Source organism: Bradyrhizobium sp. McL0616 (assembly GCF_049993385.1).
Classification (GTDB): domain Bacteria; phylum Pseudomonadota; class Alphaproteobacteria; order Rhizobiales; family Xanthobacteraceae; genus Bradyrhizobium.
On sequence record NZ_CP188255.1, the window covers coordinates 25,003 to 47,213 of the forward strand.

Sequence of the window (22,211 nt, forward strand, 5' to 3'; positions counted from 1 at the left end):
GTAACACGGAAGGTGTCACGTCAGAGAAGCTCCGCAGACCAGGGCTCGTGACGGATCTCGAACGACTCTGCCTTCTTCGACAGCCTCGCGAATCCGGGGAAATTCAGGTGCATTCCAGCGACAAGTTCTCCGGTCGTGGAGACTCTTTCCAGCACTTTCCTTCGAGTCTCCGCGGCTACCTGCGGATCCGCGTCGAACGCAATGGTCACGTCGGGTCTGGACACCTGGATATCCGGATAATGAACGATATCGCCCCAGATGAGCAGAGATGCACCGCCGCCCTCGATCCGATAGCCGCTATGCCCCGGGGTGTGGCCGGGTAGATGTTCAATCACGATGCCGGGTGCGACTTGCCCTGCGCTGACCGTCCGGCGCCGAGCGGCATAGGCCTCGAATACGCTGCGGGCGGCCCGAAAGAACGGCTTCATCGCGTCCGGAGCCTGACTGAGGTTCGCGTCATCCGCCCAGAAGGCGAATTCGGCATCGTGCATCACGATCTCGGCGTTCGGAAACAGAGGCGCCGACGGCAAGGCTCCGACGAGACCTCCGATGTGATCCGGATGGGCATGGGTCAGGAGGATCTGGTCGATTGCGAGCGGGTTCACGTTGGCAGCGGCGAGCGACGCGTGCAGTCGCCCTCCCCAACCGTTGATGCCGCCGCCACCGCCATCCACCAATATGGTCCGGCCTTTTCCCTCGATCAGATAGGCGCTGACGGTCATTGCAGATGTCGAAGGACGTCCCGCAGCCACCGTCATGCTCATCGCCTCGTCGGGGCCTATACCGGAGAGAAGGTCGAACGGCGCAGCGACGATGCCGTCGACGATAGCGGTGACGACGTAGTCGCCGATCTTCCGTCGGTTCAGGCCGGGAGCCTGCCAGTGGTTCGAATTCGTCATTCCATCACCCTTAGCTGCGCTGCGCGTTTCAGACCGTGACCGCGATCTTTCCGATCGGCTCATTCGACTCCGGGAATGCCTGCTACCTATGACAGGGTGTCACGCACCTTCGTGTCCAGGCTGCTCGCGGTGACCCCCAGCAGTTTCTCGGTGTCGCCGGCGTCGAGCAGAAGCGGCTGTTCGAACAAATAGGACATCTCGATCCCTTCGCTGAAGCCGATGCATTCGAGATCGGCCGCGGTGAGGCGAAGCAGGTTCGGAATGTCGATCTTCAGCGCGACCGCGAATCTTCGCACCAGTTCGCGTACGGTCGCGGACTGCGACGGCACATGAAAGGCGCGTCCCCATTCTCCGGTGTAGCGTGACGCTGCGACCAGCGTCTTCGCGGTGTCCTTGGTGAAGGACCAGGCGTGCGCCACGTCGGGATCGCCGAGGAAAGATACCGGCTCGCTCTTGAGCAGCGATGGCAGTGCCAGCAGCGAGAAATATGCGACCGCACCCTTGCCCAGATAGTCGCTTGCGCGGATCTCGATAGCGGGAACGTTCGATCGCAGCGCACGCTGCCACATGATGTGCCGGGTGGTGCCCTTTCTTGTGGTCGGGTCCGGCTCCAGGTCTGGAGTGAGAGGGCTTACGGCCTGCGCACCATAGCCATAGACATTCCCGACCACGAGCAGCCTGGCACCGACCTGCTCGGCTGCCTTGACCGTCCCGTCCAAGATCGGAAAGAAATCGGTTGGCCATCGATCATAGGCCGCCATCGCACACATGAAGATCGCATCCGCGCCCTTGCTGAGCGCGGCGAGCTGAGTGGCATCGGTGGCATCCGACGAAACGGTACGCACATCTCCGGCATCGAGCGACCCGGCATTCCTGCTGGTAAGGATGACGCTGTGTCCTTCCTCTGCCAGAAGGCGAGCAGTCTCACGTCCGACCGGACCGGCTCCGACAATCACGTAGTGACTCACCTTGCACCCTCATTTGTCACGAAACGACCGAGGAGTTCTTTGACGTCGGAGCCGTTGAAAATCGCGCACGATGCGCCAAATATCGATCACGTTCCGCCAAGCCTTTGGAGCCCGAAGATTTTGGAGCCCGCCCCATGCGTGCGAGATCGAGTTCGGCGCCGACATCGACCGGCAGCACCGCCGCAGCCACGCGCACCGAGCCGGATTTCGTTGCGCTCGAGCCGATCGGCGATCACCGGATCATCATCCACCTCAGCCCTGCGACGCGCACAATTTGTCTCGAGACCGGAGACAAGTTTCTACGTCAGGCCGGCGATATCGATGTGATTCCGTCCGGCGCCGTCAGCGGCTTCGTCGCGGAAACGCCCTACCAGTCGCTTCAGATCCGGCTCGCGCCCAGCATGCTGGACCACGCGGCTTCCAGGAGCAGGCAATTGGCATCCGCGCGACTCACGCATCATCATATGCTGCGGAATGACCGCATCATCCTGCTCGGACAGGCGATCGAAAGCGACGTGAAAGCAGGCTCGCCCAGCGGCCCCCTGTTTGCCGAAAACGTTGGAATGGCCCTGGCGGTCGAGTTGCTCAGCCTTGCGAATGATCCGCCGGGCGAGACCGTTCGCCTCTCAAGCGCGCAGCTCCAGAGAGTTCTGGCCTATATCGATGCAAACCTTGATCAGCCGCTCACCATCGACATTCTCTGCCGCGAGGCCGGCGTCAGCAGCTCACATCTGCGGACCTGGTTCAAGGCGGCCATGGACGTCACGATCCATCGCTACATCCTGAGAAGGAGGGTGGAGCACGCACGCCAGCTCCTCCTCCAGGGCGATCGCAAGCTCAGCGACATCGCCCTGGAGGCAGGCTTTTCCCATCAATCTCACCTGGCCAAATGGATGCGCCGTGAGTTCGGGCGCAGCCCCAGTGAACTGCGTCGAAGCAAGAGCTGATTGGCGAGGGCCTCACACCCCCGCCATCATCACGTATTTGATCTCGACATATTCTTCCATGCCGTGACGCGAGCCTTCGCGGCCAAGACCACTTTCCTTGACGCCGCCGAAGGGCGCGACTTCGGTGGTGATGAGGCCGGTGTTGACGCCGACCATGCCGGATTCCAGCGCCTCGGCGACGCGCCAGACGCGGCCGAGATCGCGGGAGTAGAAGTAGGAGGCCAAGCCAAACGGCGAGGCGTTGCACATCGCGATGACGTCGGCTTCTTCCTTGAAGCGGATCACCGGCGCGAGCGGGCCAAACGTCTCTTCCTGCGCCACCAGCGAGTCCGGCTTGACGTCGGCGAGCACGGTGGGCTCGAAGAAGGAGCGTCCGAGCTCGCTGCGCTTGCCGCCGGTGACGATCCTGGCGCCGCGCTTGACGGCGTCCGCGATGTGGCGCTCGACCTTGTCGACCGCTTTCAAATTGATCAGCGGGCCCTGCGTCACGCCGCTCTCGGCGCCGTCACCGACCTTCATCGCCGCGACCTTCTTCGACAGCTTCTGCACGAACTCGTCGTAGATACTGTCCTGGGCATAGATGCGATTAGCGCAGACGCAGGTCTGGCCCATGTTGCGGTATTTCGAAACGATGGCGCCTTCAACCGCGGCATCGATATCGGCGTCGTCGAACACCACGAACGGCGCATTGCCGCCGAGCTCGAGGCCGAGCCGCTTCACGCCGACGGAGGCCTGCTGATAGAGAATCTTGCCGACAGCGGTCGAGCCGGTGAAGCCGACGAAGCGTACCGCCGGATGCTCGCACAACACCTTGCCGATCGGCGGCGCGTCACCGGTGATGATGTTGAACACGCCCTTGGGTACGCCGGCCTTTTCTGCAAGCGCGGCGAGTGCCAGCGCCGACAGCGGCGTTTCATTCGCGGGCTTCAGCACCACGGTGCAGCCAGCGGCGAGCGCGGGCGAGACCTTTCGCGTGATCATCGAGTTCGGGAAATTCCATGGCGTGATGGCGCCGCAGACGCCGATCGGCTGCTTGATCGCGAGCAGCCGCGCATCGGGGCGCTGGGTCGGAATGGTCTCGCCATAGACGCGGCGGGCTTCCTCCGCAAAGAATTCGACATAGGCGCCGCCGATATCGACCTCGCCGAGTGCCTCGGAGAGCGGCTTACCCTGCTCGGAGGTGAGGATCAGCGCGAGATCCTCGCGGTTGGCGATAATCAGCTCGAACCATTTGCGAAGGATGTTCGAGCGCTGCTTGGCGGTGTGCTTGGCCCAGGCCGGGAATGCGCGCTCGGCGGCTTCGACGGCTTTGGTCGTCTCGTCCGCACCAAGCTGCGGGATTTTTGCAAGCTCGACGCCGGTGGCGGGATTGTTGACGGCAAACACCGGCGTGCCGACCCAGGCACCGTCGATGTAGCAGGCTTCCTTCAGGAGCGAAGGGTCCTTCAGCCGGTCGCGCAGGGTGGCGGTGGTGTGTGGGGCGCGTGCAGCGGCGGTCGGTGTCATGGCGTTACTCCTTAGGGCGCGATCGGATCGGCCCGGAATATAGGCACAGACGGCGCGCAATGCACCGTCCCGCAACGCACATCTGCTGGGAGCTAAACTCGGAGCGGGAAGGCTACGCCGCGCCGCTCAGATAAGTCTCGCGACGGCCGATCATGCGCTCGGCAGCCGCCTTGGCGTCAGCCTTCGAGGAGGTCGCGCAGGTCCGGTATTCGAGAGCGGGAGCGTCAGAGGTGTCGCGGCGGCCGAACCAGGATTTTGAACCGACCGGAAGCAGCGCAAGGGCCTGCGCGAGATTATCGACCGCGCCGAACGAATAGAGCGCGCCGGTGCCGGCGATGCGGACCTCGTAAATGCCGGGCGCGATCGGCGCCTCCAGATTCTCGCCCCGTCCGGGACGGGGATAGCGCTTCCATTCACTCCAAGTCGAAATCATTTCAAGTCCCCTCGCGGCCGATCGGCGGCCGCCAAATTTATATCAAGTCTTAGCGTCAGCCGCCGACCGGCGCCGTATGGCTGAACGCCGCAACGCACAAAATGTTTCAAGTGCTTCAAACACCCGAAACATATCGCTTGGGCCCATCCGAGGTCACGGCGAAGTGCGGCCATCCACCGCAGATTGTGATGATCTGTTGCAATTCAGTCGTCCTGCGTGGAGCGCGGAGCGTCAAGTCACGACATCGCGACCGAAGCGTGCACATCGCCACGCTTGCCGCGCAGCGGGTGCGGGAGGACAATCGATCGCTTCCAACAATAATCAAACCGGAGGAAACGCGCATGCAAAGCAAAGCTAAGATCGACGAGATTCTGCGCCAGAAGAGCGACGTTAAGGATATCCCCGGCGTCGTTGCGATCGCCGCCAGCGGTAACGACGTGCTGTATCAGGGCGCGTTCGGCAAGCGCGATTTGTCCAAGCCGGATGCGATGACAACCGACAGCGTGTTCTGGATCGCCTCGATGACGAAGGCGGTGACGAGTGCCGGCGCGATGCAGCTGGTGGAGCAGGGCAAGCTCTCACTCGATGCGCCGATCGGATCGCTGCTGCCCGATCTCGCCAAGCCGCAGGTACTGGAAGGTTTTGACGCCAAGGGCGAACCAAAACTGCGGCCGGCGAAGGGGCCGATCACGCTGCGCCAGCTCATGACCCACACCGCAGGCTTCGCCTACAACATGTGGAACGGCGATCTTGCGGTCTATCTCGAGAAGGCGGGCATCCCGGCGATCACCACCTGCCAGAACGCGGCGCTGAAAACGCCGATCATGACCGATCCCGGCACGCGCTGGGAATACGGCACCAACATCGATTTCGTCGGCAAGGCCGTGGAAGCCGTCAGCGGCAAGCGGCTCGACGCCTATTTGCGCGACAATCTTTTTGTCCCGCTGGGAATGTCTGACACCGGCTTCAAGATCACCAACGATATGCGCAAGCGCCTGGTCGGCATGCATGCGCGCGGCGAGGACGGCCAGCTCGCCGCGATCCCGTTCGAGCTCGAGCAGGAGCCGGAATTCCACATGGGTGGCGGCGGCCTCTATTCGACCGCGGGCGACTACATCAAGTTCACCCAGATGATCCTGAACAAGGGCCGCGGCAACGGCAATCAGGTGCTGAAGGCCGAGACCATCGCCACGATGGGGCAAAACCAGATGGGCGATCTCAGCATGACCAAGCTGACGACGGCCGCGCCGGTCTACACCAACGACGTCGATCTCTATCCGGACCAGGTGAAGAAATGGGGCCTCAGCTTCATGATCAACACCGCCAAGACCGCGGAAGGCCGCAGCGCGGGCAGCCTCGCCTGGGCGGGCCTCGCCAACACCTATTACTGGATCGACCCTGCGCGCGACATCACCGGCGTGATTTTGATGCAGCTGCTGCCGTTCGCGGATGGAAAGTGCCTGGAGGCATTCGCGGGATTCGAGCGCGGGGTGTATGCCGGGCTCGATGCGGGGCGTGGGCAGAAGGCGGCGTAGTTACGCATCCCTCACCACGCGTCATGGCCGGGCTTAGCTGTCCGAAGACGGCGTCGCTTCGCTCGCCTATGTCCCGGCCATGACGACTGAGAGTGGCGCGCGCATCTGCATCAACATCGTCATTGCGAGCGTAGCGAAGCAATCCAGAGTCTTTCCGCGGTGGCAGTCTGGATTGCTTCGCTTCGCTCGCAATGACGGGGAGAGAGACGGGGTTACGCCGTCAGCCCGCGCTGCTGGGCGAGCTCCTTGAGCGAGACTTGCGGACGCGCGCCGATGTGCTGGATCACTTCGGCGGCCGCGAGCGCACCGAGTTCGCCGCACTGCTTGTGCGCCAGGTTGCGCGCAAGGCCGTACAGGAAGCCGGCGGCGAAGAGGTCACCGGCGCCGGTGGTGTCGACCAGTTGCTTGATCGGCGAAGCCGGAGCGGCGACGGCGTCAGTCGGCGTCACCACCACGCAGCCCTTCTCGCTACGGGTGACTACGCCGAGATTGACGTCGTTGCGCAATTGCTTGAGCGCAGTGTCGAAATCCGAGGTCGTGTAGAGCGAGTGCAATTCGGATTCGTTGGCAAACACGATGTCGACGGTGCCGTTGCGCATCAGCGCCAGAAACTCGTCGCGATAGCGATCGACGCAGAATGAATCCGACAGCGTCAGCGCCACCTTGCGCTTGGAATCATGCGCGATCCTGGCCGCCTTGACGAAGGCGTCCTTGGCGTTCTTGGGGTCCCAGAGATAACCCTCGAGATAGACGATTGCAGCGCTGGCGATCTCTGCCGGATCGATGTCGGCGGGCGACAGATCCTGCGCGGCGCCGAGATAGGTGTTCATGGTGCGCTCGCCGTCCGCCGTCACCAGGATGTAGGAGCAGCCGGTGGCGGCGCCGTCCTTGGCGGCGGGCGTGTCGAAGGCAACGCCGGCGGCGCGGATGTCGTGCACATAGAGCTTGCCGATCTGGTCGTCCTTGACCTTGCCGACATACGCGGCCCGCGCCCCCAGGCTGCTGATGCCGACGATGGTGTTGGCGGCCGAGCCGCCCGAGACTTCGGTCGCCGGGCCCATGTCCTTGTAGATGGCGGCGGCCCGCGCCTCGTCGATCAGGGACATGCTGCCCTTGGTCATGCCGTGCTTGGCCAGAAAAGCCTCGTCGGTCCGGACCAGCACGTCGAACAGCGCGTTGCCGATGCCGAGAACGTCATATTTCACGTCAGCCATTCACCTTGATCCTGTTGCCGGATTGCGATTGTGCGGGAAATCCGCTTCCTGTTCGCCTGAAAATGTAGTTCGCGGCCTATCACGACCGGGCCTTTGCGGGCAAGCAACGGTATTATGAAGACCCCCATGATCCGCTCCTTCCTGACAGTCTCGACGGGAACACTGGCCTCGCGGCTGCTGGGCTTTGCTCGCGATTCCATGATTGCCGCCCTGCTCGGCACCGGCGCCGTGGCGGATGCGTTTCTGGCCGCGTTTCAGCTCGTCAACGTGGTGCGCCGGCTGCTCAGCGAAGGGGCACTCAACGCTGCACTGATCCCGGCGTGGCTGCGCGTCCGTGACAGGGATGGCGAGGAGGCTGCGGCGGCGTTCGCAGGACGCGTGCTCGGCACGGTCAGCATGGCGCTGATCGCGATCTCGATCGTCATTGCGCTGATGATGCCGCTGATCATCATGGTCATCGCGCCCGGCTTTCTCGGCAGCAGCACGCTCGATCTCGCCGTCGCGAACGCGCGGCTGATGCTGCCCTATCTCGCCTTTGCCGGCCCTGTCACCGTGCTGATGGGACTGCTGAATGCGCAAGGGCGATTTGTGCTGACCGCGTTCTCGCCGCTGCTGTTCAACATCGCGCTGATCGCCGCAATCGCAGTGCTGCTCGTCTGGCACGCCGATGCGAGCTTTGCCGCGTGGATGCTGGCCGCGACTGTCGGTATCGCGGGTCTGCTGCAACTCCTGATGCTGCTGTCGCAACGGAGTGCACGCCTTGCGACACCGTTGCGGGCAGACTTCGACAAGGAGATGCGCGGCTTTTTCGCCAAGGCGGTGCCCGGCATGATCGCAAGCTCGGGTCCGCAATGGCTGATGGTGGCCGGGGCGGTCATCGCTTCCGCCACGCCCTCCGCCGTGTCGTGGCTGTATTTCGCCAACCGCCTGATCGAGCTGCCGCTCGGCATTGTCGGCGTCGCCATGGGCACGGTGCTGGTGCCGGAGCTGACGCGCGCGGTCAGCGGCGGCGACCGTGAAGCCGTCGCGCATGCGGAATCGCGTGCGCTGGAGCTCGCGACGGGCCTCGCCCTGCCCGCCACGCTCGGCCTAATCGTGCTGGCCGAGCCGATCGTGCGCCTGCTGTTCGAGCATGGAGCCTTCGGTGCCGATGACAGCTTCGCCACCGCGCATGCGCTGATGTGGCTGGCACTGGGCTTGCCGGCGCATGTGCTGATCAAGGCGCTGTCGCCGGCCTTTTATGCCCGCAGCGACACGATGACGCCGCTGCTGGCAACCGCCAAAGGGTTTGTGGTCGCCATCGCGCTCGCAGTCCTGCTCGGTCACTTCTTCGGCGCAAGCGGGATCGCCGCGAGCATCGCGGCCGGCGGCTGGAGCAGCGCGCTCGCCTTGCTCCGCAAAGGCACCACCGAATTCGGCTTCTCGGTCGATGCCGCTGCCCGCAAGCGGCTGCCACGGATCGTGCTTGCCGCCGCGGCCATGGGCGCCCTGCTCTGGCTGACGACGGGGCTGATGCCCACCGAGGCCCACGGCCTGATCCGGTTCATTGCGCTGGGTTTGCAGATCGCGGCGGGAATTGGCGTCTACGGCCTGCTCCTGCAAATCCTCGGCGTCGCCTCCTTGCGCGAGGCGGTTAACGCGCTGAGGCGACCGGCTTAGCCCGCCCCGGATGCGCGAGCCGCCAAATTGCCCTTGACGGGGCAGCGCCGCTGTTGGAAACGACGCCGGCTACTCTTAGGAAAGCTTGCCATGCCATTCGTTGAACGGGTTTTTTCGGGCGTCCAGCCGACCGGCAATCTGCATCTCGGCAATTATCTCGGCGCGATCGTCAACTTCGTGAAGATGCAGGAAACCCACAATTGCATCTATTGCGTCGTCGACATGCACGCGATCACGCAGGGCGTTGACGTCTGGGGCGGCCCGGCCGAGCTCGCGCGCAACACCCGCGAGGTGACGGCGGCATTCATCGCAAGCGGCATCGACCCGAACAAGCACATCGTGTTCAACCAGAGCCAGGTCTCCGGACACGCCGAGCTCGCCTGGATCTTCAACTGCGTCGCCCGCATGGGCTGGCTGAACCGCATGACCCAGTTCAAGGAGAAGGCCGGCAAGGACCGCGAGAACGCCTCGGTCGGTCTCTACGATTATCCCGTGCTGATGGCCGCCGACATTCTGCTGTATCGCGCCACCCACGTGCCGGTCGGCGAGGACCAGAAGCAGCATCTCGAGCTTTCGCGCGACATCGCGCAGAAGTTCAACAACGATTTTGGCGATTCGATCCGCAGCCACGGCGCCAATGACGGCCTGTTCTTCCCGCTGCCGGAGCCCTTGATCACGGGACCGGCGACGCGCGTGATGAGCCTCCGCGACGGCACCAAGAAGATGTCGAAGTCGGATGCATCGGACAATTCGCGCATCAATTTGACCGACGATGCCGACACCATCGCGCAGAAGGTGCGCAAGGCGAAGACCGATCCGGAGCCGCTGCCGACTGAAGAGAAGGGCCTGGAACCGCGTCCCGAGGCCGACAATCTCGTCGGCATTTTCGCTGCGCTCTCCGGCCGCTCCAAGGCCGACGTGCTGCGCGAATTCGGCGGCGGCCAGTTCTCCAGCTTCAAGAACGCGCTGGTCGAGCTGTGCGTGACAAAGCTGTCGCCGATCGCCGGCGAGATGAAGCGCCTCGTTGCCGATCCCGGCCATATCGACGCCATCCTGAACGACGGCGCCGACCGCGCCCGTGCGATCGCCGACGAGACCTTGAAGCTCACGAAGGACATCGTCGGCTTCATTCGCCCGCGCTGACTATTGCGCTCGTGAAGTCTGGCCGACGCTGCAGTGTCGGCCGACGTCGCCTCTCCCAAATCCACGGGGAGTGTGGCAGCATGCTTGGCGAAGACACGCCGGGACATGCATGACCAGCAAGCGACAGTGCTTCGAGCCGGGTCACAAGCCCAAATGCCTCGTCATCGTCGACGACACCGCGGAATGGGATCGCGCGGTGTATTACGCCAGCCGCTGGGCGATCCGCGCCGGCGGCGGCGTGGTGATGCTGCGCATCATCGAGATCGAGGACCAGAACCAGCAATGGCTGGGGGTCGCCGACATCATGCGCGCCGAGGCGCATGAAGCCGCGGAGGCAGCGCTCGACCGCGCCGCCGGCCGCGCCAACGGCATCGCCGCGATCACGCCGGAGCGCGTCATTCGCGAGGGCACCGCGATGGAACAGCTGCTCGCGGTGATCGACGACGATCCCGACATCGCCGTCCTTGTGCTCGCCGCCAATCCCGGCGCGGAGGGGCCAGGACCGTGGGTGGCCCTGCTCGCGCATGCGCTGGGCACGTTCCCGGTTCCGGTGACGATCGTTTCCGGCGCGCTGAGCGACCAGAGCGTGGATTCGCTGTCGTAGCTCGCGCTTACCCTCCCCTCCAGGGGAGGGTGAACAGCACCGTAACTCACTGAAACTTATGGCTCAATTTGCTGCAAGCCCCTTGACCGTGCGTTCGGCGTCGCCATCTGCTACTGGATAGCTCACGCGCCGGCCTTGAACCGGCGATGTCCGGAGAAAACCATGTTCATTCAGACCGAAGCCACCCCCAATCCCGCCACGCTGAAATTCATTCCCGGCCGCGTCGTGGTCGATGGCAGCCCGATGGAATTTTCGAGCCGCGAAACCGCCGCGCGCTCGCCGCTCGCCGAAAAGCTGTTCGACGTGCCCGGCGTCACCGGCGTGTTCTATGGATCGGACTTCATCACCGTGACCAAGACAGGCGGTGAATGGCAGCAGCTCAAGCCCGCGATCCTCGGCGCCATCATGGAGCACTACATGTCCGGCGCGCCGCTGCTCGCCGACGGTGTAGCTGCAAGCGATGCCGACCTCGACGACGAGGACGAGTTCTTCGACGAGTCCGACGCCGAGACGGTCGACATGATCAAGGATCTGATCGAGACCCGCGTGCGGCCGGCGGTAGCCAATGATGGCGGCGACATCACCTTCCGCGGCTTCAAGGACGGCATCGTCTATCTCAACATGAAGGGCGCCTGCTCCGGCTGCCCGTCATCGACCGCCACGCTCCAGCACGGCATCCAGAACCTGCTGAAGCATTTCGTGCCGGACGTGGTCGAAGTCCGGCCGATGTGAGTAAGGTGCCGTAGGGATTCGTCCGGTTCGATGGTCCCTACGCCGCTTGCCCGATGCTGGCCGCCTCTTCCGCGGCCCTGCGCATGCTCGCCGACATTTCCTCGGTGACCGTGCTCTGCTCCTCGACGGCTGCGGCCGTTGACGACACATATTCGCTGACGCCCTGGATCGCGCTCTTGATCGACTCCAGCGCGGTGACGACGTCGACCGAGATGCCGTTCAGATTGCCGATCTCCTGCTCGATCCGGTCGGCCGCCTGCTTGGCCTGATTGGCGAGATTCTTCACCTCGGATGCGACCACCGCAAAACCACGCCCGGCCTCGCCCGCGCGCGCGGATTCGATGGTGGCATTCAGCGCCAGCAAATTGATCTGGCCGGTGATGTTGCCGATCAGCTGCACGATCGTGCTCATCGATTCCGCCGCCTGGGTCAGCCGCTGCGCCTGCTGGTCCGCCGCCTCGACCCGATCGACCGCGGTCGATGCGGTCTCGCGCGAGCGGGTCATCGCTTCCGCAATCTCCCGCACCGATGCATTGAGCTCCTCGGCGCCGGCGGCGACCGATTCCATCATGCTGCGCACCTTCTCGCCGCGCATCCGCGCGATCACCTGCGCGGTGGTGTCGGAGGCGTATTTCACCACCTTGAACGGCTTGCCGTTGAGATCGCGGATCGGATTGTAGGAGGCCTGGATCCAGACCTGCCGGCCGCCCTTGCCGACGCGCTGATATTCGCCGGACTGGAATTCGCCCGTGTTCAGCTTCGCCCAGAAGCCGCGATAGGCCTCGCTGTCGCGCTGGTCGGCGACCACGAACATGCTGTGATGCCGGCCGACGATCTCGGACAGCGCATAGCCGAGCGCACCGAGGAAGTTCTCGTTGGCGGTCAAAACCTTGCCGTCCATGTCGAACTCGATCACGGCCTGTGACTTGCCGATCGCCTCGATCTGCCCGGCGAAATTCGCGTTCGACAGCTTCTGCGCGCTGATGTCGGTGGCGAACTTCACCACCTTGAACGGCTTTCCGGCATCGTCGAGGATCGGATTGTAGGAGGCAAGGATCCAGACCTCTTTGCCGCCCTTGCCGAAGCGCTTGTATTCAGCGGACTGGAACTCGCCGCGGCCAAGCTTGGCCCAGAACTCGCGATAGGCAGCGCTGTCGCGCTCGCCGGGTCCGACGAACATGCTGTGGTGCTTGCCCCTGATCTCGTCGAGCCGATAGCCCACCGTGGCCAGGAAATTTTCATTGGCCGTGATGATGCTGCCGTCGAGATTGAACTCGATCACCGCCTGGGCGCGGCCGATCGCGAAAATCTTTCCGGCGTCTTCCAGGCTGCGAATCTTGCGCGCGGTGATGTCGGTGGCAAACTTGACGACCTTTACGGGCTTGCCGGCCTCGTCGATGATCGGATTGTAGGACGCCTGGATCCGGATCTCGCGCCCGCCCTTGCCGAGGCGCTTGTACTCGGCGGATTGATATTCGCCGCGGCCAAGACGCGTCCAGAATTCGCGATAGGCGGCACTGCCCCGCTCCTCCGGTATCACGAACATGCTGTGGTGCTTGCCCCTGATCTCGTCGAGCCCGTAGCCCATCGCGGCCAGGAAATTATCATTCGCCGTGAGGATGGTGCCGTCCAGGTTGAATTCGATTACCGCCTGTGACTTGCCGAGCGCGATGACCTGAGCCAAGGCCTCCCTCGCCGAAGAACCGCTTCGCCAAAAAGACATTAATGAAATCCTTCCAAATGCCCGGAACGAGCGTGGCTTGATCTGCCCAAATGCATCGTCCGAGTCTCCGTTGACTCGCTTTTCCGCTATGCACGCAAGGTGGCATTTGATTGCTAATGCTTTATTAAAATCACGATATTTCAAAGGCTTAGCTATCTCGGAGGTTGCAAATCCATGCATCCGCTTCCAAAAAAGGGCGCGAAGATTCTGCTCGGTTCCCGCAAGCGTAGAATTACGGGGATGATCGTGCGCTGGCCGAGAAATGAAACTTGCTCTGGTTCGACCGTGGCGGAACCGACTAAGCTGATTCGATGCTGATCCTTGCCATCGATACCGCGCTGGAAGCGTGCGCGGCTGCCGTCCTCGACACAGATGCCGGCGAGCTCCTTGCACAGGAGCAGCTCCTCATGAAGCGCGGCCATGCCGAAGCGCTGATGCCGATGATTGCGCGTGTGATGCAATCGGCGGATCTCGCATTTACGGCGCTCGACCGCATCGCGGTCACGGTTGGCCCCGGCAGTTTCACCGGCCTGCGCGTCGGCATTTCGGCGGCGCGCGGTCTGGCGCTCGCGGCCAAACGGCCTGCCGTCGGACTGACGACGCTATCCGCATATGCTGCCGCCATCGTCGGCCAGAGCAAAGCGGCGCCCGTGATCTCGGCAATCGATGCGCGGCATGACCACGTCTATTTCCAGATCGTCGCCGGCGACGGCAGCCAGCTGGTGCGGCCGCAAGTCGCCAGCATCGACGAGACGATCGCAGCCTCGCAATTCGGCGGACCGCATCTGGTCGGCAATGCCGCCAAAATTCTCGCCGACCGCTGGCCGACCGATGTGCCGCCACCCGTTGCGGTCGACGTGCAGGCCGCACCCGACATCAGCTGGGTCGCATGGCTTGGCGCGGCCGCCGATCCCGACACCAACCCGGCGCGGCCGTTCTATCTGCGCGCGCCCGATGCGAAGCCGTCGGCACAGCCGCACCTCGCAGCACAAGCCGCAATCACAAGATGAGATGGTTGTCGGAATGGTGGCGCGGCGGCACCGCTTCCGTCGAGCCGGCCTCAGCGCGCGATGCTGCGCGGCTGGCGCAGCTTCACGGCGCCTCATTCGCGCGCGGCTGGGGCGAAACCGAGTTCGAGACCATGCTCGGCGAACGCAACACGCTGGTGCATCGCTTGCGCCTCGGCCGCAAGACAATCGGCTTTGCGGTGTCGCGGATCGGCGCCGATGAAGCGGAGATACTTTCGGTTGCGGTCGATCAGGCTCATCGCGGCCGCGGCCTCTCCCGCACGCTGCTGATGACCCATCTCGGTCACCTCGCAGGGCGAGGCGTCCGCACGATCTTTCTGGAAGTCGAGGAGAATAACCAGCCGGCACGGCGGCTCTATGACAAAGGTGGATTCGTGGTGGTCGGGCGGCGCGAACGCTACTATAAGCAGGCCAACGGGGAACAATTGAACGCACTTCTGATGCGACGTGACTTGTCGTAATATTGATGGCAGATAGCGCCCCGTCAGGCAGACATCACATGACTGGACTTAAACCTTCCTCCGCATCCAAGGCGTCCGGCATCGAGGCGCGCTGTGCCGCCACCGGCATGCGCATGACCGAGCAGCGCCGCGTCATCGCCCGCGTGCTTGCGGAGGCGGTCGATCACCCCGACGTCGAGGAACTGTACCGGCGCTGCGTCGCCGTCGACGACAAGATCTCGATCTCGACGGTCTATCGTACCGTCAAACTGTTCGAGGATGCCGGCATCATCGAGCGCCACGATTTTCGCGAGGGCCGCGCGCGCTATGAGACGATGCGCGACAGCCATCACGATCATCTCATCAACTTGCGCGACGGCAAGGTGATCGAGTTCACCTCGGAAGAGATCGAGAAGCTCCAGGCGGAGATCGCGCGCAAGCTCGGCTACAAGCTGGTCGATCACCGGCTCGAGCTCTATTGCGTCCCGCTCGACGACGACACGCCGACGTCTTAAGTGGGCATGATCTCCGCGCAAACGGGTTCTGCGTTTGTCGCGAGGGAAAACCGCTTCACACTTTTCCGGATCATGCCCTAGTGCCCATCGATCTCATCATCTTCGATTGCGACGGCGTGCTCGTGGACAGCGAGGTGATCTCCTGTCGCGCGCATGCGGATGTGTTGACCCGACACGGCTATCCGATCACGTCGGAGCAGGTGTTCGCGCGCTTCCTTGGCCGCTCGACGCGGCAGGCCAATCTCGAGATCGAGACCGAGCTCGGCCGCGAGCTGCCCGAGGCCTATCACGGTGATCTGCAGGACGAGCTGTTTCGCTCGTTCGAGGCCGACCTCGACGAGATCCGCGGCATTCACGACGTGCTCGATGTGGTGACTCAGCACGTCTGCGTCGCCTCCAGTGGTTCGCATCAGCGCATGCAGGTGAGCCTGGGGAGCACCGGACTGTACGAGCGTCTCGCGCCGAACATCTTCTCCGCATCGCAGGTGAAGAACGGCAAGCCAGCACCGGATCTGTTCCTGTTCGCCGCCAAGGAAATGGGCGTGCCGCCCGAGCGCTGCGTCGTGATCGAGGACAGCCTGGCGGGAATTGCCGGCGCTCGCGCGGCGGGCATGACCGTATTGGGCTTTTGCGGCGGCAGCCATTGCTGGGAAGGCCATGCCGAGACCCTGCGCCAGGCCGGGGCCGACTTGACCTTTGCCGACATGCATCAGCTGCCGGCCCTGGTCCGGCGGATCGAGGCGGACGCCGCGGCGGGGTGATTTCACCTCTCATCGTCATTCCGGGCCACGCGCAGCGCGCGTAAATCCGGAATCCCGAGGTTTTGGGTCGAGATTCCTCGCTTCACGCTACCCCGCCCCCCGAATGACCGTCCTAAAAGCCCCCACTCGCTGGCTTTTCGGCCCTCCAGCCTATATCTGAGGGCCGTCCTCCACCTCAATTCCGGGTTCCATGAAGCCGCCGCGCAAGCTGCACATCAAATCTTATGGCTGCCAGATGAATGTCTACGATGCCCAGCGCATGGTGGACACGCTGGCACCGGAAGGATTCGTGGAGACGGCGAACGCCGAGGATGCCGACCTCGTCATTCTCAACACCTGCCACATCCGCGAGAGGGCCTCCGAGAAGGTCTATTCCGAGCTCGGCCGCCTGCGCGTCGCCAAGGACGAGGCCGCGCGCGCGGGCCGCGCGATGCAGATCGCGGTCGCAGGCTGCGTGGCGCAAGCCGAAGGCGAAGAGATCGTGCGCCGCGCGCCGACTGTCGACGTCGTGGTCGGCCCGCAGAGCTATCATCATCTGCCCGAGCTGTTGAAGCGCGCCGGCGACCAGGGCCGCGCGATCGAGACCGAGTTTCCGGCCGCGGACAAATTCGGCTTCCTCGCCCAACCGAAGCCCGAAGCGATCCGCGCCCGCGGCATTTCTGCTTTCGTCACGGTGCAGGAAGGCTGCGACAAATTCTGCACCTTCTGCGTCGTGCCCTATACCCGCGGCGCGGAAGTCTCGCGCCCGGTGGCGAGGATCATCGACGATGTAAAGCGGCTCGCCGACAATGGCGTGCGCGAACTCACGCTGATCGGGCAGAACGTCAACGCCTATCACGGCGACGGACCTGACGGGAAAAGCTGGGGGCTCGGCCAATTGCTCGAGCGCCTGGCGGAGGTCCCGGGCGTGGCGAGGCTGCGCTATTCGACCAGCCATCCCCGCGACGTCGATGACAGCTTGATTGCGGCCCATCGCGATCTCGACGCGCTGATGCCGTTCGTGCACCTGCCGGTGCAGTCCGGTTCGGACCGGATTCTTGCCGCCATGAACCGGAAACATACCGCCGATGATTATCGGCGGGTTGTCGACCGTTTCCGGTCCGCACGCCAAGACATTGCTTTTTCATCAGATTTTATCGTTGGCTTCCCTGGGGAGAGCGAGCAAGATTTTCTCGGCACTCTCGCGCTTGTCACGCAAATCGGCTACGCTGCGGCATATTCGTTCAAATACTCCGCCCGGCCGGGAACGCCGGCCGCGGATATGCAGGAGACGGTGTCCCCCGCCGAAATGGACCAGCGATTGGAGCGGCTCCAGGAACTGATCGACAGCCAGCAATCGGCCTTCAACAAGGCTGCGATTGGCTCAACGGTCGACGTGCTGTTCGAACGCCCGGCCCGCAAGGACGGCCAGATCGTCGGCCGCACCGCTTTCCTCCAGCCCGCGCATGTGATGGCCTCGCCCGACATCATCGGACAGATCCTGCCGGTCCGGATTGACAGCCTCGAACGCTATAGCTTCCTCGGTGAGCTCGTGCCGCCACGTTCGGCGCGCGAGCCCGCTTCATCCCCCATCGCCACTGGAGCCTGAACCCTTGCCCAAAAGCGCATCGGATTCGTCTTCCCTCGCTCCCAGCCGCAAATTTGACCGCGACATGCAAGTTCCGCCCGAGACCCAGGTCGTCATCGACTTCGACGACAACCGCGCCGCATCCGCACTGGTTGGTCCCTACGGGCAGAACCTGGCGCAGATCGAGCGACGGCTAGGCGTCGTGGTGGACTCCAAGGGCAACCACATCACCATCGGCGGCACGCGCGATGGCTGCGATGCGGCGCGCCGCGTGCTGGAGACGCTCTACGCCCAGGCGGTGAAGGGACAGGATGTCGACCAGGGCGAGGTCGAAGGCGCGATCCGCGCCGTGATCGCCCAGGGCTCGCTGTTCGAGTTCGACGCCAAATCCGCCAAATCGAGCTTCGACAGCATCAATCTGCGCAAGCGTCCGGTGCGCGCACGCACCGCCGCGCAGAATTCCTACATAAGCGCGCTGAAGCGTCACGAGCTGGTGTTCGGCATCGGCCCGGCCGGTACCGGCAAGACCTGGCTCGCGGTCGCGCATGCCGCGCAATTGTTCGAGCGCAAGGAAGTCGACAAGATCATCCTGTCGCGCCCGGCTGTCGAAGCCGGCGAGCGGCTCGGCTTCCTGCCCGGCGATCTCCGCGAGAAGGTCGATCCCTATTTGCGCCCGATCTACGACGCGCTCTACGACCTGATGGACGCGCGCATCGTCGAGCGCGCGCTCCAGACCGGCGAGATCGAGATCGCGCCGCTGGCCTTCATGCGCGGTCGCACGCTCACCAACGCCGCCATCATCCTGGACGAAGCGCAGAACACGACATCGATGCAGATGAAGATGTTCCTGACCCGTCTCGGCGAAAACAGCCGCATGATCGTCACCGGCGATCCCTCGCAGATCGACCTGCCGAACGGCCAGACTTCGGGGCTGGCGGAAGCGACCCGGCTCTTGGCCGGCGTCGAAGGCATTGCGCAAGTTCATTTCACCGCTGAAGACGTCATCCGCCACGAGCTCGTGGCGCGGATCGTCTCCGCCTATGAAGGGCTGCCGCAGCGGCCGGCCGCCGGTAAATCCTGACGAGACAACAGCCGGACCATGCGGGCGCGGACGCAAGCGCCCTTTCGTTCCGAACAAGGACAATGTCACACCCCAACCTTCCCATGACCGAGGTTCTCGTCGTCGCCGATTGCTGGCAGCACGAGGCTGACGCCGAAGCCGTGATCCAGCGCGCCGTTGCGGCCGCCGCCGAATCTGTCGACGAAGACGTTGCGGACGCGGAAGTGGCGGTAATGCTGACCGATGATGCCGGCATCCGCACGCTCAACAGTAACTGGCGGGGCATCGACAAGCCGACCAATGTGCTGTCGTTTCCGGCGCTCCAGCCCGAAGGCGAGTGGAAACCGGGCGATGCGCCGCGCATGCTCGGCGACATCGCAATCGCCTACGAGACCCTACGGCGCGAGGCGGACGACGAGCATAAGCCGTTCGACCATCACTTAAGCCATCTCGCCGTGCATGGTTTCCTGCATCTGGTCGGCTTCGACCACGAAAACGACGACGACGCGGAGGAAATGGAAGCGCTCGAAACCCAGATTCTGGCGCATCTCGGCATCCCCGATCCCTATGCTGACCGCGCAGGGACGCACTGAGATGCCGGATTCCGACCCGACCCACGACAATCCGCGCAACACGCCGAACCTGCCGGCCGTGGTGACGCCGGGCGAGCTGCTGCGCCCGACCGCGGATGGCTGGCTGTTGCGCGCCATCCGCACGCTGTTCGGCTGGAAGGCGGGATCGGTACGCGACGATCTTCAGGTCGTGCTCGATGCCACCACGCCTGACGACACCGGCTTCTCGACCGTCGAGCGCACCATGCTGCGCAACATCCTCGGTCTGCACGAGCGCCGTATCGCCGACGTCATGGTGCATCGCGCCGACATCATCGCGGTGAAGCGCGACATCCCGCTCGGAGAGCTGATGGACCGCTTCGAGAGCGCCGGCCATTCGCGCCTCGTGGTCTACAACGAGACGCTCGACGATCCCGTCGGCATCGTCCACATCCGCGACCTGCTCGCCTTCATGACGGCGCGCGCGCGCGTGCCGGACGCAACCAAGGCCAAGCGCAAGAAACCATTGCCGGCCGGGCTCGATTTGCGCTCGGTCGATCTCGCGCTGCCGCTGCAGGATGCGCGCATCATCCGCAAGCTGCTCTACGTGCCGCCGTCGATGCGGGCGATCGACCTGCTCGCGCAGATGCAGGCCACGCGCATCCACCTGGCGCTGGTCGTCGACGAATATGGCGGCAGCGACGGGCTGGTTTCGCTCGAGGACATCGTCGAGCAAATCGTCGGCGAGATCGACGACGAGCATGACAGCGACGAGCCGCCGTCGATCGTGCGCTTGCCCGACAACGCCTTCATTGCCGATGCCCGCGCCAGCCTCGACGACGTCCGCACGGTGATCGGCGAGGACTTCGTCACCGGCGAGGCCGGCGAGGAAGTGGAGACGCTCGGCGGTTATCTCGTCAGCTTCGTCGGCCGCTTGCCGGTGCGCGGCGAGGTGATCTCGGGCCCTGGCCACTACGAAATCGAGGTGCTCGACGCCGACCCGCGCCGCGTCAAGCGGCTGCGCATTTCGACACGGAAGGAACGTCCTGCGCCGCGCACCCAGCGTGAGACCCGCCGCCGCGAAGCCACGCCGGAGAGTGGTCAGCCGCAGACCGGCGACACGCCCACCCCGCCGCCTGCCGACGGGGCCGGTTCACAGTGAGTTCCTTCCAGCGACTCCGGCAGATCGCCCTCGCCGTCATCCTGACCTGGGGATGGAAACGCGCCGTCCTTGCGATGGCGGCCGGCGCGCTGTCGGTTCTCGCAATGGCACCGTTCAATGCCTGGCCGGTGCTGTTCATCACCTTCCCGCTGCTGGTCTGGCTGATCGACGGCGCCGGCGCGGGACGGCTCGGCGGCGTCCCCGCCGCGGCGCTGACCGGCTACTGGTTCGGGCTCGGCTATTTCGTCCCCGGTCTGTACTGGATCGGCTACGCTTTCTTCGTCGAGGCGGACGTGTTCGCCTGGCTGACGCCCTTCGCCGTGCTGGGCTTGCCGGCCTATCTGTCCATTTTCACGGCCATCGGTTTCGCGCTGGCCCGCCTGCTCTGGACCAAGGATGCCACGCGCATCCTCGCGCTCGCCGCGAGCCTCACCATCGCCGAATGGCTGCGCGGCCATTTGCTGACCGGCTTTCCCTGGAACGCCTTCGGCTATGCGCTGTCGGAGCCGCTGGCGCTGGCGCAGACGGCATCGCTGATCGGCCAGTGGGGCATGACGTTCCTCACGGTGGCGATCTTCGCGAGCCCCGCGGCGCTGATCGACCGCACGCCCGATCGCCGCATGGCGTGGCGCGTGCCGGCCGCGGCGGTCGCGCTCCTGATCGTGATGGGCATCTTCGGCATCATCCGCCTGTCGTTGCATCCGACCACGATGGTCGCGGGCGCCAAGCTCCGCCTGATGCAGCCGAACCTCCAGCAGGACGCGAGATTCAACTACGCGGCCAAGGCGGAGGTGATGAAGAAATATCTCGCGCTGTCGGATCGCGCCTCAGGGCCGCAATCGACCGGCGTGCGCGATGCCACCATCCTGATCTGGCCGGAATCCGCCTTTCCGTTCTTTCTCACCCGCGAAGCCGACGCGATGGCTGAGATCGCCGAGCTGCTGCCGAAAGGAACAGTGCTGATCACCGGATCGGTCCGCGCCCCCGATCTGCCGCCGGGCACGCCGATCACACGCGCCTATAATTCGATCTACGTGATCGACCACGACGGCAGCGTGCTCGCGATCTACGACAAGCTGCACCTGGTTCCGTTCGGAGAATATCTTCCGTTCCAGGATACGATGGAGAAGCTCGGCTTCGAACAACTGACGCGGATGCGCGGCGGTTTCATTCCCGGCACGGTGCGGCACGCGCTGCCGGTGCCGGGCGCGCCGCCTGCGTTGCCGCTGATCTGCTACGAGGCGATCTTCCCCGGCGAAGTCGGCGCGCGCAACGAGCGCCCGGGCTGGATCGTGAACCTCACTAATGACGGCTGGTTCGGCATCTCGACCGGTCCCTACCAGCATCTGGAGCAGGCGCGGATGCGCGCCATCGAACTCGGTTTGCCGCTGGTCCGCTCCGCAAATACCGGCGTGTCGGCCGTGATCGATCCGGTGGGGCGAACGGTGGCCAGCCTCGGCCTGGGGATCGAAGGCATTTTGGATGCAGGTCTGCCCACCGCAATCCCGCCCACTATCTATGCGAGAGTCGGCGACATCCCCGCAGCCATGCTCGTCGCGCTGGCTGTAATACTGGCGGTACGGCGACGTGTTGCCAAACGGCATCCGTGATCACACTGTCGCTAGCGGTTTTCGGTCGAAGCGGCCGGAAACCTTTGACAACCGTAGTCCCACGGTTGACAGACTGCACGCGGTCTCCCCATTCTGCACCCGCTGCATAAGACAGCGGTGCATTGCTAAATTTCTCCGCAATGTTTCCCCAATC

At 64.1% G+C, this 22,211-nt stretch carries 21 protein-coding genes; 15 read left to right on the forward strand and 6 right to left on the reverse strand.

From position 1 onward, the window contains the following. Positions 1-20 precede the first annotated feature (20 nt). Together ACPPVR_RS00100 and ACPPVR_RS00105 are read right to left on the reverse strand one after the other, a co-directional pair. Positions 21-899, reverse strand: coding sequence for an MBL fold metallo-hydrolase (locus tag ACPPVR_RS00100; RefSeq protein WP_426612292.1), 879 nt, complete (start codon positions 897-899; stop codon positions 21-23). Positions 900-985: 86 nt separating this feature from the next. Further along, positions 986-1,867: an NAD(P)H-binding protein gene (locus tag ACPPVR_RS00105; protein ID WP_426612293.1), complete on the reverse strand. Its 882-nt coding sequence runs from the start codon at positions 1,865-1,867 to the stop codon at positions 986-988. A gap of 134 nt (positions 1,868-2,001) precedes the next feature. Here ACPPVR_RS00105 and ACPPVR_RS00110 point away from each other — a divergent pair, with 134 nt between their 5' ends. Then, positions 2,002-2,814, forward strand: coding sequence for a helix-turn-helix transcriptional regulator (locus ACPPVR_RS00110; protein ID WP_426612294.1), 813 nt, complete (start codon positions 2,002-2,004; stop codon positions 2,812-2,814). A 12-nt stretch (positions 2,815-2,826) separates the two neighbouring features. On the opposite strand, the gene ACPPVR_RS00115 is transcribed toward ACPPVR_RS00110, so the two are convergent. Both ACPPVR_RS00115 and ACPPVR_RS00120 read right to left on the reverse strand, forming a co-directional pair. Then, complete coding sequence (locus tag ACPPVR_RS00115; RefSeq protein ID WP_426612295.1) at positions 2,827-4,320, reverse strand: NAD-dependent succinate-semialdehyde dehydrogenase; 1,494 nt, start codon at positions 4,318-4,320, stop codon at positions 2,827-2,829. 112 nt (positions 4,321-4,432) lie between these two features. Then, entirely contained in the window at positions 4,433-4,753 is a 321-nt protein-coding gene (locus ACPPVR_RS00120) for a hypothetical protein (RefSeq protein ID WP_426612296.1), read from the reverse strand. 341 nt (positions 4,754-5,094) lie between these two features. On the opposite strand from ACPPVR_RS00120, the gene ACPPVR_RS00125 reads away from it, so the two are divergent. Further along, complete coding sequence (locus tag ACPPVR_RS00125) at positions 5,095-6,288, forward strand: serine hydrolase domain-containing protein (RefSeq protein ID WP_426612297.1); 1,194 nt, start codon at positions 5,095-5,097, stop codon at positions 6,286-6,288. Positions 6,289-6,500: 212 nt separating this feature from the next. On the opposite strand, the gene ACPPVR_RS00130 is transcribed toward ACPPVR_RS00125, so the two are convergent. Then, positions 6,501-7,502: an adenosine kinase gene (locus tag ACPPVR_RS00130; RefSeq protein WP_426612298.1), complete on the reverse strand. Its 1,002-nt coding sequence runs from the start codon at positions 7,500-7,502 to the stop codon at positions 6,501-6,503. 126 nt (positions 7,503-7,628) lie between these two features. Here ACPPVR_RS00130 and murJ point away from each other — a divergent pair, with 126 nt between their 5' ends. From murJ to ACPPVR_RS00150, 4 genes are all read left to right on the forward strand, one after another. Further along, positions 7,629-9,161 carry a murein biosynthesis integral membrane protein MurJ gene (gene murJ, locus ACPPVR_RS00135; protein ID WP_426612299.1) on the forward strand — a complete coding sequence of 511 codons (1,533 nt, stop codon included), beginning with the start codon at positions 7,629-7,631 and terminating at the stop codon, positions 9,159-9,161. 90 nt (positions 9,162-9,251) lie between these two features. Further along, positions 9,252-10,304, forward strand: coding sequence for a tryptophan--tRNA ligase (gene trpS / locus ACPPVR_RS00140; protein WP_426612300.1), 1,053 nt, complete (start codon positions 9,252-9,254; stop codon positions 10,302-10,304). Between the two features lie 109 nt (positions 10,305-10,413). Then, the gene (locus ACPPVR_RS00145) at positions 10,414-10,908 is read left to right on the forward strand and encodes a universal stress protein (RefSeq protein WP_426612301.1); all 495 of its coding nucleotides are present in this window, start codon (positions 10,414-10,416) and stop codon (positions 10,906-10,908) included. A gap of 162 nt (positions 10,909-11,070) precedes the next feature. Beyond that, entirely contained in the window at positions 11,071-11,640 is a 570-nt protein-coding gene (locus ACPPVR_RS00150; protein ID WP_426612302.1) for a NifU family protein, read from the forward strand. Positions 11,641-11,677: 37 nt separating this feature from the next. Here ACPPVR_RS00150 and ACPPVR_RS00155 read toward each other — a convergent pair whose 3' ends face one another. Next, entirely contained in the window at positions 11,678-13,363 is a 1,686-nt protein-coding gene (locus ACPPVR_RS00155; RefSeq protein ID WP_426612303.1) for a PAS domain-containing protein, read from the reverse strand. Between the two features lie 311 nt (positions 13,364-13,674). Between ACPPVR_RS00155 and tsaB the strand changes: the two genes are divergently transcribed. From tsaB to lnt, 9 genes are all read left to right on the forward strand, one after another. Beyond that, positions 13,675-14,373: a tRNA (adenosine(37)-N6)-threonylcarbamoyltransferase complex dimerization subunit type 1 TsaB gene (gene tsaB, locus ACPPVR_RS00160; RefSeq protein ID WP_426612304.1), complete on the forward strand. Its 699-nt coding sequence runs from the start codon at positions 13,675-13,677 to the stop codon at positions 14,371-14,373. Continuing rightward, positions 14,370-14,852: a ribosomal protein S18-alanine N-acetyltransferase gene (rimI, locus tag ACPPVR_RS00165; RefSeq protein ID WP_426612305.1), complete on the forward strand. Its 483-nt coding sequence runs from the start codon at positions 14,370-14,372 to the stop codon at positions 14,850-14,852. Before tsaB ends, rimI begins: the two co-directional genes overlap by 4 nt. A gap of 38 nt (positions 14,853-14,890) precedes the next feature. After that, positions 14,891-15,346 carry a Fur family transcriptional regulator gene (locus ACPPVR_RS00170; protein WP_426612306.1) on the forward strand — a complete coding sequence of 152 codons (456 nt, stop codon included), beginning with the start codon at positions 14,891-14,893 and terminating at the stop codon, positions 15,344-15,346. Positions 15,347-15,426: 80 nt separating this feature from the next. Then, entirely contained in the window at positions 15,427-16,107 is a 681-nt protein-coding gene (locus ACPPVR_RS00175; protein WP_426612307.1) for an HAD family hydrolase, read from the forward strand. A 190-nt stretch (positions 16,108-16,297) separates the two neighbouring features. Continuing rightward, a complete protein-coding gene (miaB, locus tag ACPPVR_RS00180; RefSeq protein WP_426612308.1) occupies positions 16,298-17,695 on the forward strand; it encodes a tRNA (N6-isopentenyl adenosine(37)-C2)-methylthiotransferase MiaB in 1,398 nt (465 codons plus the stop codon). A 64-nt stretch (positions 17,696-17,759) separates the two neighbouring features. Next, the gene (locus ACPPVR_RS00185) at positions 17,760-18,755 is read left to right on the forward strand and encodes a PhoH family protein (RefSeq protein WP_426612309.1); all 996 of its coding nucleotides are present in this window, start codon (positions 17,760-17,762) and stop codon (positions 18,753-18,755) included. A gap of 83 nt (positions 18,756-18,838) precedes the next feature. Continuing rightward, a complete protein-coding gene (gene ybeY, locus ACPPVR_RS00190) occupies positions 18,839-19,327 on the forward strand; it encodes an rRNA maturation RNase YbeY (RefSeq protein ID WP_426612310.1) in 489 nt (162 codons plus the stop codon). Between the two features lies 1 nt (position 19,328). Further along, positions 19,329-20,447, forward strand: coding sequence for a hemolysin family protein (locus ACPPVR_RS00195; RefSeq protein ID WP_426612311.1), 1,119 nt, complete (start codon positions 19,329-19,331; stop codon positions 20,445-20,447). After that, positions 20,444-22,057 carry an apolipoprotein N-acyltransferase gene (lnt, locus tag ACPPVR_RS00200; RefSeq protein WP_426612312.1) on the forward strand — a complete coding sequence of 538 codons (1,614 nt, stop codon included), beginning with the start codon at positions 20,444-20,446 and terminating at the stop codon, positions 22,055-22,057. Before ACPPVR_RS00195 ends, lnt begins: the two co-directional genes overlap by 4 nt. Positions 22,058-22,211: the final 154 nt, after the last annotated feature.